Origin of the sequence: Pseudomonas tensinigenes (assembly GCF_014268445.2) — a bacterium.
Classification (GTDB): domain Bacteria; phylum Pseudomonadota; class Gammaproteobacteria; order Pseudomonadales; family Pseudomonadaceae; genus Aquipseudomonas; species Aquipseudomonas tensinigenes.
The window spans coordinates 5,994,316-6,007,310 of sequence record NZ_CP077089.1; the positions used below are offsets into that span (position 1 = coordinate 5,994,316).

The window sequence follows — 12,995 nt, forward strand, 5'->3', positions numbered from 1 at the left end:
CCGTCCGTAAAAATGAAAAGAAGATGCTTATTGAGCATCGACAGTGCGTGGGTGATACATCTTGCCGGGGTTGAGGATGTTCGCTGGGTCCAGTGCCGCTTTGATCGCCCGCATGCAGTCGAGCGCCGCGCCGTGCTGGGCCGACATCCATTTCACTTTGCCCTCGCCGACGCCATGCTCACCGCTCACGGTTCCGCCGAACGACAATGCCCGACTCGACAAACGACTGAGGAAGGCTTGAATCGACACGCTTTCGTCTTCACCTTCCTGAAGCATGATCAACAGGTGAAAGTTGCCGTCGCCGACGTGGCCGATCAACGGCGCATCCAGCCCGGAAGCGGCGATGTCTGCCACGGTAGCGCTGATGCAGGCACTCAGGGATGACAGCGGGACACAGACATCCGTGGCCAGCCCCTTGCGCCCTTTGTAATACGCATGAAATGCCCACCAGGCGTCATGCCGGGCCTTCCACAGGGCCGTGCGCTCTTCGAGCCGATGGGAAATTTTCAGTTGGCCGCCAAACTCATGCGCGCAGTCGATAAAGCCTTCAACGCTACTGGCGACGGTTGAGGTGTCACCGTGGAACTCAAGAAACAGATGGGGATTTTCCGGCAAATTCAACGAAGGAGAGTAAGCGTTGCAGGCGCGAACGGCAGTGACATCCAACAGTTCGATGCGTGCGACCGAGAGGCCTTGGCCGAGTGCACTGGCCACCGTTTGCACCGCATCATCGACGGAGGCAAACGAGCAGACGCCAGCGACAATCGCTTCCGGCACCGGATGCAATCTGACGTCCAGCTCGCTGAACAGTCCAAGGGTTCCTTCCGAACCCACGGCAATCGCCAGCAGATCCAGGCCCATGGCGGATTTAGGCGCTCTTGAGCCGATTTGCGCCACCGTTCCGTCAGCCATTACCCAGCGTGCCGCTTTGACATTGGCAGCCATCGTCCCATAGCGCACGGAGTTGGTCCCTGAGGCGCGTGTCGCAGCCATTCCGCCCATCGAAGCATTGGCACCAGGATCGACTGAAAAAAACAGCCCCGTTTCGCGCAAGTGACTGTTCAATTGTTCGCGGGTGACACCCGGCTGAACCGTGGCGGTCATATCGGTCGTATTGATGCCGACAATTGCGTTCATCTCGGAACAGTCGATACAGACGCCGCCCTGCGGCGCGTTGATTTGCCCCTCGAGGGATGAGCGCGCTCCTGCGGCAATGACTGCCACGCCGTATTCGTGGCAGAGCGACACAACCTCAACGATTTCCTGCTCGTTTCGAACCGTGACGACGGCATCGGGCGGGCTCAACTGGACGCCGGGAGGCGCCTGGCAGAATTGTTGCCGGATGCTGTGTTCAAGCCGTACGCGCTCGCCAAACAACTGACACAGTTTTTCAATTACCTGCGTATTCATTACTCTCGTCCCTGTTTTAACTGATCACTGTCCGATTTGTTTTTATCGGTCGTATTGCTGCGCCATCCCGCGCACTCCTTTGAGCAGTCGACTGACGCAGTTCATCCCACAGGGAGGACGGTGAATACCGTCCTCTCCATAATTACTCTTTATCTTCTTTCGCTGTTCGGGCAGCACGCCCGTCGTATTCGGGACGGCCCGAAACAATCAGGCCGAAGAAGTAAGGCTGAGCACCTGAATCCTCAAGTTGAGTACCTGATTTGTTATGCACTTCAATCAAGGAAAACAGATCGACGAGACGATCCTGAATCTGCTCTATTTCCGCGTCTTTCAGGGTCACCATCGAGCTGTATTTGAAAGAACCTGAAACATCAAAGTATTCACTTTTTTCAGGTTTGAGCAGTGATCGTTCCACCTCATGGCGCAGGAACATATCCTTCAACTTCAATGCGTCAACAGACCTTGGCATCCTCAGCGTGGGCGCATGACGGACAAACGGCTCTTGGGGGGCGTCGCGCTCCTTGGAGACAAGATTCAGAAAAGCTTCGGTCCGTTGATCATAAGCAAGGCCAAGTTGCTGGCAAACCAGCTGCATTTCCGCAACGCCAGCGCTGTCCACCATATAGAGGTAGGTCATCAATGGCAGCAGTTCGAAGTTCTCTTCGAATGCCTTGATCACCTCTTCGGTAATAATGAACTCCCGCTCGTAGCGGCTCAGGCTCAATGCCCGACGCAATATCTTCGAATCATGCTCTCTGAGTTCGATTCTCGAAGAAAGATCGGTGACCTCGACACCTTTGCCAAATAACATTTCATGCACATCGCCCGGCAACAGATCTCTGAAGTAGTGCCAGTAATAATCAAAGCTGGCTTTACTGTCGACATCGATACCCAAGTGATCATGCAGCTCTACGGCGGCATCGATGCTCAGGTATTTTCTTCCTGCCTCTACGTCGCGGTAGTAATTAGCCGAGAAAGGAATATTGACATCTTCGAGAAACGTCGAAATCTTCAGATGCCCGGCATCGATCCGCAGCTGCATCAAAAACGCACCAAACGCTCGTTTATTCTCCAAGCGCTTGAGCCTCTGCCGACAGCGTGATATTCACCCGGGTCGTGTTTTTCTTGATTTTCATACTGGAAGTTACCAAGCCTATTTCCTGCGTATTACGCACATGAACTCCCCCACAGGGAATTGACCAGTTTTCGCATTGCCACCAACGAAATCCATGTCCCTTGCTCGTATCCGCTTCCGTACGAATCTCATGACTTGCAGAGCAAAACGCGTTCAGGGCAGCGGTTGCCTGCCTCAAACTGTTTTCATCGAACTCTTCGATAAACTCGTATTGATTTTCCCCCCCGGCGTCACTCAACGGCGAACGTACAGGGTGTGGAATCGAGCGCCCCAGCGTTTCTTCAAGCATGCAGTGGATCAAATGCATGGCTGAATGAATCCGCATCTGATGATATCGCAATGACCAATCAAGGGATGCAGTCGCCTTCTGGCCAACTGCGTGGGCGCTCAAAAAGGCAAACGCTTCATCGTTGATATTCAGGTAATGCCGGATCTGATCCTCGCGCTTCTTCGTCGCGACGATTTCGAGTTCCGGCAAAGCGAAGCCTGCCTCCGTGACCGGAATGCTCAACACTCCTCGATCCCCGAGCTGACCGCCTCCTTGCGGGTAAAAGACCGTCTGGCCAAGGAGCGCAAAAGGCAGGCCCATGTCGTCGCGCTCAAGCAGATCGACTCGACAATCCAGCTGCTTCAGATACGGGTTTTCGTGAAACAAAGGCAGTGTTTCGCTCATTCTTACCTCGAGTCAGGTCTCTTTCATGGGTGTTGCAAACTGATGCGAAGCGCTTGGGATTTCCGAGCCGCCCCAATTCTGTCGAGAACTGTCGGTGTGCAGCTGTTTTCGAAGCACATCACACAATCCAGTCATTTGCATGTCGCTGCCAATCGAGATCCTGAGGCAGTGATCAAGGCCATAATCGGTCAACGGCGCAGTCAGGAAACCTTCACTTGCCAGGCAGGCATGCAACGCCTGGCACTCCTGCGTGTTTTCGAACTCGACAAATACAAAGTTGACGTACTGGCTTCTAGCCGCAATGCCACAGGCATTGAACAGACGGACGATCTTTTGCCCCCACGCGACGCAATGTGCCGCCGTTTTTTCCAGATGCTCGGTGTCCCACAGCGCGTACTCTCCAGCGCGGGCGGAAAACGCGCTGACGTTGTAGGGCGCACGACGCGCTTGCAGCACTGCAATCAGATCAGCACTGGCATAGGCCCATCCCAGCCGTAAACCCGCGAGCCCATAGGCCTTGGAAAACGTTCGCAGGCATATTGCGTTGTTGCGAATATTGACGACCTGCACACCTGGCGAGTTTTCCCGGTCCGGGGCGAACTCTGCGTACGCTTCGTCGATGATGACCGTCGTACTTTCCGGGATGGTGGCAACCAGCCTCAGCAGCTCAGCCGGCGGCAGATAGTCCCCCAGCGGATTGGATGGGTTCACCAGCACCACGACGTCCGGTTTTTGTTGCAGGGCCGTACTCAGCGCAGTTTCGTAACCTTCACCCGCAACCGGAACCATCTCACTGTAGTCAGCGCCCAGTAGTTCGGCCCTGATCTTGTACATTTTGAAACTGTGCTGCTGAGCCACGAGGCGGCTGCCAGGTTTCAACAGACTGCGCAGTGCAATATCGATCAGTTCGTCAGACCCCGCCCCTGGCATCACTCGCGCAGGATCAACATTCCATCGCTCGCCAATAGCCGTGCGAAGCGACTTGTACGTCACCTCCGGGTACTCGCTCAGAAGCGCAGGCATCGATGTGCACAGATGCAGCGCCAGTGCCGATGCACCCAGCGGATTTTCGTTGGCATGCAAGCGAGCATCAGGCATCTCGGCGGGCACCGTAGCCTGCCCGGCCAAGACAGGGTTATCACTCGGCGAACTCATCGGCCATGCCCCCCGAGAACCTGCGCTACGAGACTTTCCAGATACCCGGTCAGAGCGATATCACGATCGAGATAAGGGATCAGCTCGCGCACCTGTGCATGCCACGCACGTCCGCGCGGACTCAGCTTGGCGCTACCGCGAATGTCTGCTGCCTGAGCTGCACAGATCAGTTCGAAGGCGATGACATAGCGCGTGTTCTGCAGCACTTCAGCCACACGACGCGCGGCAATAAGGCCGAAGGAAACCACGTCCTGAAAGTCAGCCGTGGTGGTCAGCGTCTGGATCGAAACCGGTGTGGCCAGCGAACGGTTTTCTGCAGTCAGGGAAGCCGACATGAATTGGCCGCCCATGAGGCCAAAACGCAGACCGCCATTTTCTGCACAGAGGAAAGACGGCAGACCGTTGCTGTTGGCTTTCGTCAGGAAACGATCTATTCGACGGTCGGCAAGGTTACACATCGTGATCATCGAAATCGTCAGATAATCCATGGCCGAAGCGATGTACTGCCCATGGAAATGGCCATTGTGGAACACCTCGCCATTCTCCGGCGTGACCAGCGGATTATCGTTGGACGAGTTCAGTTCATTGGCCACTATCCGCTCGACGAACTCGATGGTTTCCAGTACCGGCCCCAGAATCTGCGGTGTGCAGCGAATCGAGTAGGCATCCTCGATGGGCATGGCTTCCTGGCGAACTGCGTCGGTGCGCAATGCACTCAGCTGCGATGAGAGCTCAATGTCATCGATCGCCAGTTCCGAACCTTGCAGATCGTCCCAGATGGTCTCGGCGATTTTCTGCTGGCCCAGATGCGGTTTCAACTTGTGGACGTCAGGGTGAAATGGACGTACTCGGGCCTGCAGTGACTCGAAAGAGAACGCCGAGATCGAGATGTATTGCTCAAGAAGCTGACGCGCCTCGACCACGTTCATCGCCGCGACAGCGACCATGCAGGACGTGCCATTGATCAGCGCCAGTCCTTCCTTGTAGCTCAAGTGCAACGGTTTCAGCTGCAATTGTTCAAGCGCCTGCGCCGCCGGAACGCGCACGCCATGGAGGTAAGCGTAGCCGTCACCGGTCAACATCCGCGCAACAGCCGCCAACGGTCCCAGATCACCGCTGGTGCCCAGGGAACCTTTGCTGGGAATCTCAGGAATCAGCCCGGCGTTGTAAATGGCAATGTATCGATCAAAGTTCTCCAGCGAGATCGCCGAGTTACCACGGGACAAAGAAACAATTCGTGCGAACATCGTGGCGCGGGCGACGCTGTCGGGGAAGCGCTCACCAACGTTCGTCGATACACCTTGAATAAGGTTGGATTGCAGCTCATGGGCTTTCTCGAGCGGCACAAGGTGATCCACGAACCCGCCCATGCCGGTGTTGACGCCGTAAATGACCGCCCCTTGCGCAACCAGATTTTCCAGCGCCTCTCTCGAGGCCTGGACGCGCTGTCGCGTGGCTTGCGAAGCGACCACGGTTTTCCCCGGTTGGGCAAACGCGATCAGGTCCTTGAGGCATACGTCGACTCCGGGAGTCAGTACAAACGTGCTATCGGAGGCGAAATCCCTTTCCTGAATTGTCATTTTTTCATCCTTGAACGGCGTATGACTGGTCACCGGCCCAATTGCCGATGATCACGTTGATGGTTCGGTTACCCGAGAATGCACGTCGTCCGTGCGCATACTGCAAATTATCGAGCAGAAGGATGTCGCCCTCGCCCAAATCGATATCCTGTTCCAGCCCGCGCACGGCGTGGAAAAGCGCCAGGGTCAGATCTTCCGGGAGCGGTTCACCGTCACCGAAGCACATGGCCTCCAGCAGTAGCGGGTTTTCGCGTTGCGCCGTCATCAATTCACGGGCGTCCTGCTCCCGACCGTCGATAAGCGCCCACTCGATCATGGCTGCCGCCCCCCAGAAATGCGCTTGATTGCTCCAGATATTTGCGCTGGTCAGGGGATGTGCACGCATCGGGGAAATACAGTCCTGCCAGAGGATCAGGTCCGCGCCATTCCACTCGAAGTCCCATCCCCGGGCGCGGCAATGCATCTCGGCTTCAGCCTGACGGTGGGTCGAGAAAGTTTCCTGCCAACTCTTTTTCACGCCGGGCTTGAGACCGACCCGGTCTTCACTGGGTAACGTTCTACGTAATTTCAGGCCGCGCTCCGTCAGTCGTTGCAACATTGCCGGATCCACCAGACGTTCGAGTTTGCGCATGTCACCGATGACAGACTCGCCGCCCTTTCCAGCAGGCTCAACGCATACGAATGCGATGATCTCGGGAGGGCTTTTTACGTAGGCCATTTCCTGGTGAAGGATGACGGACCAGTCTGGCGGTGTGCGGGTCGCTTCCATCACCTTGCCCTGAATAGTCGAGCGCGGTGAGCTTCCACCCACGTAATCACGGGTTTCAAAGCCAAGTGCAGCAATGGCTGCCTCAAACACGCCGGGATCCCTGCACTGCCTGGCGGAGCGAATGAGCACCGCGCCGTCATCGAGCAACCGCGCACGAATGTCATCCGCGGCCTGCGAAAAAAAGTGCTTCGGATCAGCGTGTCCGCTGGTGACGAAATCAAATGGTGCTGTTGAATTGCTGCCCTTCACCTTCTCACTCCTTACGTCCCTGTAATCGTCGGCATGTCCTTCTGCGGTGCATTAGATATCACCCCCTATTTACAAATTCAACAGATAGAAATATGTTTCTTCCAATAGATTTAATGCGCTCTGTCCCGCAGCCACGCTGGTTCAAGGCCGCGAAAAAAAGCCAACCGATTGATATTCATGAGAAATAATTTCAAGGACGAGATGCACGAATGATCACGCAAAAAGCAGTCCTTCAGCGCGCACAGCGGCTTCATCACTGCGGCGCATTCAACCGCGAAAGCCTCCCGGCAAGTTTTCTCAGCAAAATTCAGGCGAGCCCATTTCAATGAGCGGACCCGAAGCGCGCTCAGGCGTACTGAAACGCGGCCTGAAAAATCGACATATCCAATTGATCGCGCTGGGTGGCGCTGTGGGAACCGGGCTGTTTCTGGGTTCGGCGGGCGCACTCAAATCTGCTGGTCCGTCAATGATCCTCGGTTACGCGATTTGCGGTTTCGTCGCTTTCCTGATCATGCGGCAGTTGGGTGAAATGATCGTTGAAGAACCCGTCGCAGGCTCGTTCAGCCACTTCGCCCATAAGTATTGGGGCGGATTCGCCGGATTTCTGTCGGGATGGAATTGCTGGATGCTGTACACCCTGGTGGGCATGTCCGAACTGACTGCCGTCGGCAAATATGTGCATTACTGGTGGCCCGATATTCCGACCTGGGTGTCGGCCGCAGTCTTTTTTGTACTGATCAATGCCCTCAACCTGATCAACGTGAAAATATTCGGTGAGGCCGAATTCTGGTTCGCCATCATCAAGGTCCTGGCAGTGATCGGCATGATCGCCATGGGCAGCTATCTGCTGGTCAGCGGCCACGGTGGCCCGCAAGCGAAGGTCAGCAACCTGTGGGAACACGGCGGATTTTTCCCACATGGACTCGGCGGCCTGGCGATGTCCATGGCGGTCATCATGCTGTCCTTCGGTGGTCTGGAAATGCTCGGTTTCACCGCGGCCGAAGCCGATAAACCGCAGACCGTGATTCCCAAAGCGATCAACCAGGTGATTTATCGCATTCTGATTTTCTACGTCGGCGTACTTGTCGTGCTGCTGTCGCTGATGCCGTGGGACAGTCTGGTCATCTCACTCAATGCAGCTGGAGACACCTACAGCGCCAGTCCTTTCGTTATGGTGTCGTCGATGCTCGACAGCGCCACCGCGGCGCACATTCTCAATTTTGTAGTGCTGACCGCTGCGCTGTCGGTCTATAACAGCGGTACTTATTGCAACAGCCGCCTATTACTGTGCCTGGCCGAGCAAGGTGATGCTCCGCAAAGCCTGACCAGGATCGACCGGCGCGGCGTCCCCGTACGCTCGATTCTTGCGTCTGCCGCTGTGACCCTGTTTGCCGTGCTGATGAACTACGTAATCCCGCAATATGCGTTGGAGCTGCTGCTGTCACTGGTGGTTGCGACGCTGGTGATCAATTGGGTGATGATCAGCCTTTCCCACTTCAAGTTTCGCCAACATCTGAACAGGGCCGGGCGCAAGCCATTATTCAAAGCACTCTGGTACCCCTACGGTAACTATGTGTGCCTTGCATTCCTGGCCTTCATCCTCGGCGTCATGCTGCTCGACCCCGTCATTCGCATCGCGGTGTACGCGATTCCCCTGTGGATCGGATTGATGTGGTTTTGTCATGGCATCAAGCATCGACGCACTGCTGCGCAGGGCCTCTACGGGGAAACCTGAACCACTGAGCGCCCCCACCGATCAAGTCGCGCTGGTAGCTCTACTTGCGCGGCTTGATCCGCGCAGTCGCCTCGGCCACCAACGGATCATCCGGCCAATAATGCTTCGGATAGCGCCCCTTCAAATCCTTCTTCACCTCGGCATAGGTGCTGCGCCAGAAGTTGGCCAGATCCTGCGTCACCTGCACCGGCCGCCGCGCAGGCGATAGCAGATGCAATTTGACCACCTGCCGCCCGCCGGCAATCCGCGGCGTATCCGCCAGCCCGAACAATTCCTGCAAACGCACCGCGAGAACAGGTGGAAACTCGCTGTAATCCAGACGAATCGACGACCCCGACGGCACGCTCAAATGATGCGGCGCCAGCTCATCGAGCTTTTGCGGCAACGGCCAGGGCAGCAGATTGCGTACGATGCTCGACAGATCCAGGCTGGCAAAATGGCTGAGCCGTGAGACCTTGCCCAGATAGGGCATCAGCCAATCTTCGAGGGTGTTCAGCAACGCCGCGTCGCTTACATCCGGCCACTGACTGTCATCCTGATGGTTCAACTCCAACTGCCGCAACAACGCCACCCGCGCCTGCCACTGACGCAGTTCCGGCGTCCACGGCAGCAGCTCCAGACCTTTGCGCCGCACCAGATTGACCAGCGCCTGACTGCGCGCATTTTCATCGAGGCCGGTCAGCGGTTCACGGCTGAGAATCAGCTCGCCGACCTTGCGCTGACGCTCGGCGCGCAGCACGCCTTCGCGCTCATCCCAATCCAGTTGATCGACGTTGCGCACCTGTTCGGCCAGCACCGAATCGAACAGCGCCGGATCGAAATCCGCCGCCAGATAAATCCGTTCTTCGCGCTGGCCTTGACGGCTGCCGAGATCAGCGATGACGATCCACGGCTCCTTCATCAGGCTGTCGGCCTCGGCGAACAAGGCCGCACGACCGTTGGCCAGACGATATTCGGCGCCACCGGCACGCCGCTGTTGCGCGACGCGATCCGGATAGGCCAGCGCCAGCAAGGCACCGAGCCAGCGCGGATGATCAGGATCGCTGACCGGCTCGCTGGCCTTGCCGCGCAGATAACCGCGATATTGCCGCGCCAATTGCTTAGCGCGCTGTACCCCGCCCTGCGCACCACGGGCGGCACGTTCCTCGCCGGACAGCAGCACCAAGCGACTATGCAGATCCGCCCCGGCGCCACGCAAGATATCGCGCTCGCCGAGCAACGCGGCGACATCGCACGCCATGTTCGCCAGACCCAACGCCTGCCCCCGCAGCAGCAAATGGCCGATGCGCGGATGCGCCGGCAATTCAGCCATGGCCTGACCGTGCGTGGTCAGAGACTCGCCTTCCAGCGCGCCAAGTCGCTGCAACAGATCCTGCGCCTGTGCATAAGCCGCCGCCGGTGGAACATCCAGCCAGACCAGTTCGCCCGGCGTGACACCCCAGCGCCCCAGTTGCAGGGCGAGGCTGGCGAGATCCGCCGAAAGAATTTCCGCACTGCCATACGCCGCCAGTTGTTCGTGCTGATCCTGCGACCACAAGCGATAGCAAACGCCCGGCTCGAGTCGCCCTGCCCGGCCCGCACGCTGGGTGGCGCTGGCCTTGGAAATCCGCTGAGTATCGAGGCGCGTCATGCCGCTGCCGGGATCGAAACGCGGCACCCGCGCCAGCCCGGCATCAATGACTACGCGCACGCCGTTGATGGTCAGACTGGTCTCGGCGATGTTGGTCGCCAGCACCACTTTGCGCTGACCGGCCGGGGCCGGATCAATCGCCGCACGTTGTGCGTTGAGGTCGAGTTCACCGTGCAACGGGCACAGCAACACATCGCCGCGCTCACCAATGGCGTCGGCCAATTGTTGATGCACACGACGGATTTCCGCCTGCCCCGGCAGAAACACCAACAGGCTGCCGGTTTCATCGTGCAGCGCTTCGAGCACGGTTTGCGTGACACGTTGGTCGATGTATTCACCGGGCTGAAACGGCCGGCCCCAGCGCATCGTCACCGGATACATGCGGCCTTCGCTGCGCAGGATCGGCGCATCATCGAGCAACCCGGCCAGACGCTCGCCTTCCAGCGTGGCCGACATCAACAAAATCTTCAGCGGCTGTTCAGCTCGGAACAACTCGCGACCGTTCAGACTTAAGGCCAGCGCCAGATCCGCGTCGAGGCTGCGTTCGTGAAATTCGTCGAAGATCAGCAAGCCCACGCCTTCCAGCGCCGGGTCATCCTGCAAGCGACGAGTGAGAATGCCCTCGGTGACCACTTCGATGCGTGTGTTGGGGCCGACCTTGCTGTCGAGACGAATGCGGTAACCAACGGTTTCACCGACCTTCTCGCCCAGCTCACTGGCCAGCCGTTCCGCCGCTGCCCGCGCGGCGAGACGGCGCGGTTCAAGCATCAGAATGGTCTGCCCGGCCAGCCACGCTTCATTGAGCAAGGCTAAAGGCACGCGGGTGGTTTTACCGGCGCCGGGCGGTGCTTCGAGCACGGCTTCGTGGCGCGTCGCTAGGGCTTCACGCAGGGCGGGTAAAACTTCATCGATTGGCAAAGAATTCATGCTGGCTCCCCAGGGCGTGCCCACAGTAAATTGCGAGTCGCGTTAAAGCTGTGAGCGTGCCAGGCAAGGCGCGGGACGCAGGTAAGGGTCGTTTCCTTGCCAAGTCCCGCAACGCAGCATGGCGCGCTCACAGCTTTAGCCCGGAGGGCCGAACCCCGATAGGATTCGTTGGCCTTCACGCGGTGTCGATCTGGAGAAAACAACTTCAATCCTCAACGTATTTCGGTAGGGGTGAGACGAGGCCGCGATTTACTGTGGGCACGCCCTGCCAGCGGCGAGTATAACGGCGAACTGGCGGGCGTTCGTCAGGGTCTTAACTTCACACGACTACGCTTCGTTCTTAGATGACTCAGGAGATTTTCCCATGCGCTTACCTTTTCGCCTGATCGGCGGTGTACTGGTCGCCACCCTGCTCACGCAAATCACCGCGTGCGGTTCGATTTTCTACCCGGACCGACGCGGTCAGATCGACGGCAAGATCGACCCGGCGATTGCTGTGCTCGACGCCGTGGGCCTGCTGTTCTACGTCATTCCCGGCCTGATCGCGTTTGCCGTCGACTTTGCCACCGGCGCGATCTATTTCGAACCGGGCCACACCGCGCAGATCGACCCGGCCAAGCTCAAGCAAGCCATCGGCCCAGACGGTCAGGTCGATAATCACAAGTTGCAGGCTATTCTCGAAAGCGAGTTGGGCAGAGATTTCCCACTGGATGATCCGCGCCTGATTCAACACAAGGGCAGCACTCAACAATTGGCGATGTTCGGCCTGCAACCCGCCGCTTAAAAAGGAAGTTAAATGACCTCCAGCCCCGAACACGCCCGCCTGCTGCGGCTGGCGACCCGCGCCTCGGTGGCGGTCGCGTGCACACTGATCATCGCTAAAGCCATCGCCTGGTGGCTGAGCGGCTCGGTGAGCATGCTCGCCGGCCTCACCGACTCGGCGCTGGATGGCGTCACTTCGCTGCTCAATCTGCTGGCGGTGCATTACGCGCTGCGCCCGGCCGATGACGATCACCGTTATGGCCACGGCAAAGCGGAATCGCTGGCGGGCATGGCGCAGGCGCTGTTCATTGGCGGCAGTGCGGTGTTGATTGCGTTTCAGGCCTACGAACGCATCCAGCACCCGGAACCGCTTGGCGCGCCGTGGATCAGCATTGGCGTGATCATTTTCTCATTGCTGCTGACGGTGGCCTTGCTGGTGCTGCAGCATCGAGTGATCAAGCAGACCGGCTCCAACGCCGTACGTGCCGACTCACTGCATTACCGATCCGATCTGTTACTCAACGGCAGTATTCTGGTGGCGCTGATGTTGGCCGGGTTCGGCTGGCATCAACTGGATGCCTGGTTCGGACTCGGCATTGCGGCCTATATCCTGTGGAGTGCAATCCAGATCGCCCGGGAAAGTTTTTCGGTGTTGATGGATGAGGAACTGCCAACCGACGTCAGCCAGCACATGCTCGAACTGGCGTGCAGTGTGCCCGGCGTGTTGGGCGCGCATGACTTGCGCACGCGGATTTCCGGCAACCACTGGTTTGTGCAGTTGCACCTGGAATTGCCGGGGGAATTGACCTTGTCAGTGGCGCACGGCATCAGCGACCAAGCCGCCGATGCCATTCACAAGGCCTACCCGCGAGCCGAAGTGCTGGTGCACGCCGACCCGATAAAAGCAGCTACAAGTCGCGAGCCGCAAGCTTCAAGCTTGTAGCTCGACACTTGCCGCTCGCAGCTGCTT

At 58.0% G+C, this 12,995-nt stretch carries 10 protein-coding genes; 3 read left to right on the forward strand and 7 right to left on the reverse strand.

Annotated elements, in window-relative coordinates:
- Positions 1-27: 27 nt before the first annotated feature.
- From HU718_RS26620 to HU718_RS26645, 6 genes are all read right to left on the reverse strand, one after another.
- Positions 28-1,410, reverse strand: a complete 1,383-nt coding sequence (locus HU718_RS26620; protein WP_150793984.1) for an FAD-binding oxidoreductase — start codon at positions 1,408-1,410, stop codon at positions 28-30.
- Between the two features lie 142 nt (positions 1,411-1,552).
- Complete coding sequence (locus tag HU718_RS26625) at positions 1,553-2,452, reverse strand: hypothetical protein (protein ID WP_225936824.1); 900 nt, start codon at positions 2,450-2,452, stop codon at positions 1,553-1,555.
- A gap of 22 nt (positions 2,453-2,474) precedes the next feature.
- The gene (locus HU718_RS26630) at positions 2,475-3,218 is read right to left on the reverse strand and encodes an alanyl-tRNA editing protein (RefSeq protein ID WP_186614074.1); all 744 of its coding nucleotides are present in this window, start codon (positions 3,216-3,218) and stop codon (positions 2,475-2,477) included.
- A 12-nt stretch (positions 3,219-3,230) separates the two neighbouring features.
- On the reverse strand, positions 3,231-4,373 hold the full coding sequence (locus HU718_RS26635) for a pyridoxal phosphate-dependent aminotransferase (RefSeq protein ID WP_225936825.1): 1,143 nt from the start codon (positions 4,371-4,373) through the stop codon (positions 3,231-3,233).
- Positions 4,370-5,953: a phenylalanine aminomutase (D-beta-phenylalanine forming) gene (locus tag HU718_RS26640; protein WP_095121619.1), complete on the reverse strand. Its 1,584-nt coding sequence runs from the start codon at positions 5,951-5,953 to the stop codon at positions 4,370-4,372. Before HU718_RS26640 ends, HU718_RS26635 begins: the two co-directional genes overlap by 4 nt.
- Before the next feature lie 4 nt (positions 5,954-5,957).
- Complete coding sequence (locus HU718_RS26645) at positions 5,958-6,971, reverse strand: TauD/TfdA family dioxygenase (protein ID WP_186614076.1); 1,014 nt, start codon at positions 6,969-6,971, stop codon at positions 5,958-5,960.
- Positions 6,972-7,296: 325 nt separating this feature from the next.
- On the opposite strand from HU718_RS26645, the gene HU718_RS26650 reads away from it, so the two are divergent.
- The gene (locus HU718_RS26650; RefSeq protein ID WP_095121615.1) at positions 7,297-8,706 is read left to right on the forward strand and encodes an amino acid permease; all 1,410 of its coding nucleotides are present in this window, start codon (positions 7,297-7,299) and stop codon (positions 8,704-8,706) included.
- Positions 8,707-8,746: 40 nt separating this feature from the next.
- Here HU718_RS26650 and hrpB read toward each other — a convergent pair whose 3' ends face one another.
- Positions 8,747-11,263 (reverse strand): ATP-dependent helicase HrpB, encoded by a 2,517-nt coding sequence (hrpB, locus tag HU718_RS26655; RefSeq protein WP_186614078.1) that lies wholly within the window; start codon positions 11,261-11,263, stop codon positions 8,747-8,749.
- A 364-nt stretch (positions 11,264-11,627) separates the two neighbouring features.
- Between hrpB and pmcY the strand changes: the two genes are divergently transcribed.
- Together pmcY and HU718_RS26665 are read left to right on the forward strand one after the other, a co-directional pair.
- A complete protein-coding gene (gene pmcY / locus HU718_RS26660; RefSeq protein WP_007909665.1) occupies positions 11,628-12,047 on the forward strand; it encodes a periplasmic Zn2+ metallochaperone PmcY in 420 nt (139 codons plus the stop codon).
- Positions 12,048-12,059: 12 nt separating this feature from the next.
- Positions 12,060-12,968 carry a cation diffusion facilitator family transporter gene (locus HU718_RS26665; protein WP_102899908.1) on the forward strand — a complete coding sequence of 303 codons (909 nt, stop codon included), beginning with the start codon at positions 12,060-12,062 and terminating at the stop codon, positions 12,966-12,968.
- Positions 12,969-12,995 lie beyond the last annotated feature (27 nt).

Excerpts from the sequence above, each read along its gene's own strand:
- HU718_RS26620 (WP_150793984.1), bottom strand. The coding sequence starts at position 1,410 with ATGAATACGCAGGTAATTGAAAAACTGTGTCAGTTGTTTGGCGAGCGC.
- HU718_RS26625 (WP_225936824.1), bottom strand. The coding sequence starts at position 2,452 with ATGCAGCTGCGGATCGATGCCGGGCATCTGAAGATTTCGACGTTTCTC.
- HU718_RS26630 (WP_186614074.1), bottom strand. The coding sequence starts at position 3,218 with ATGAGCGAAACACTGCCTTTGTTTCACGAAAACCCGTATCTGAAGCAG.
- HU718_RS26635 (WP_225936825.1), bottom strand. The coding sequence starts at position 4,373 with ATGAGTTCGCCGAGTGATAACCCTGTCTTGGCCGGGCAGGCTACGGTG.
- HU718_RS26640 (WP_095121619.1), bottom strand. The coding sequence starts at position 5,953 with ATGACAATTCAGGAAAGGGATTTCGCCTCCGATAGCACGTTTGTACTG.
- HU718_RS26650 (WP_095121615.1), top strand. The coding sequence starts at position 7,297 with ATGAGCGGACCCGAAGCGCGCTCAGGCGTACTGAAACGCGGCCTGAAA.
- hrpB (WP_186614078.1), bottom strand. The coding sequence starts at position 11,263 with ATGAATTCTTTGCCAATCGATGAAGTTTTACCCGCCCTGCGTGAAGCC.
- pmcY (WP_007909665.1), top strand. The coding sequence starts at position 11,628 with ATGCGCTTACCTTTTCGCCTGATCGGCGGTGTACTGGTCGCCACCCTG.
- HU718_RS26665 (WP_102899908.1), top strand. The coding sequence starts at position 12,060 with ATGACCTCCAGCCCCGAACACGCCCGCCTGCTGCGGCTGGCGACCCGC.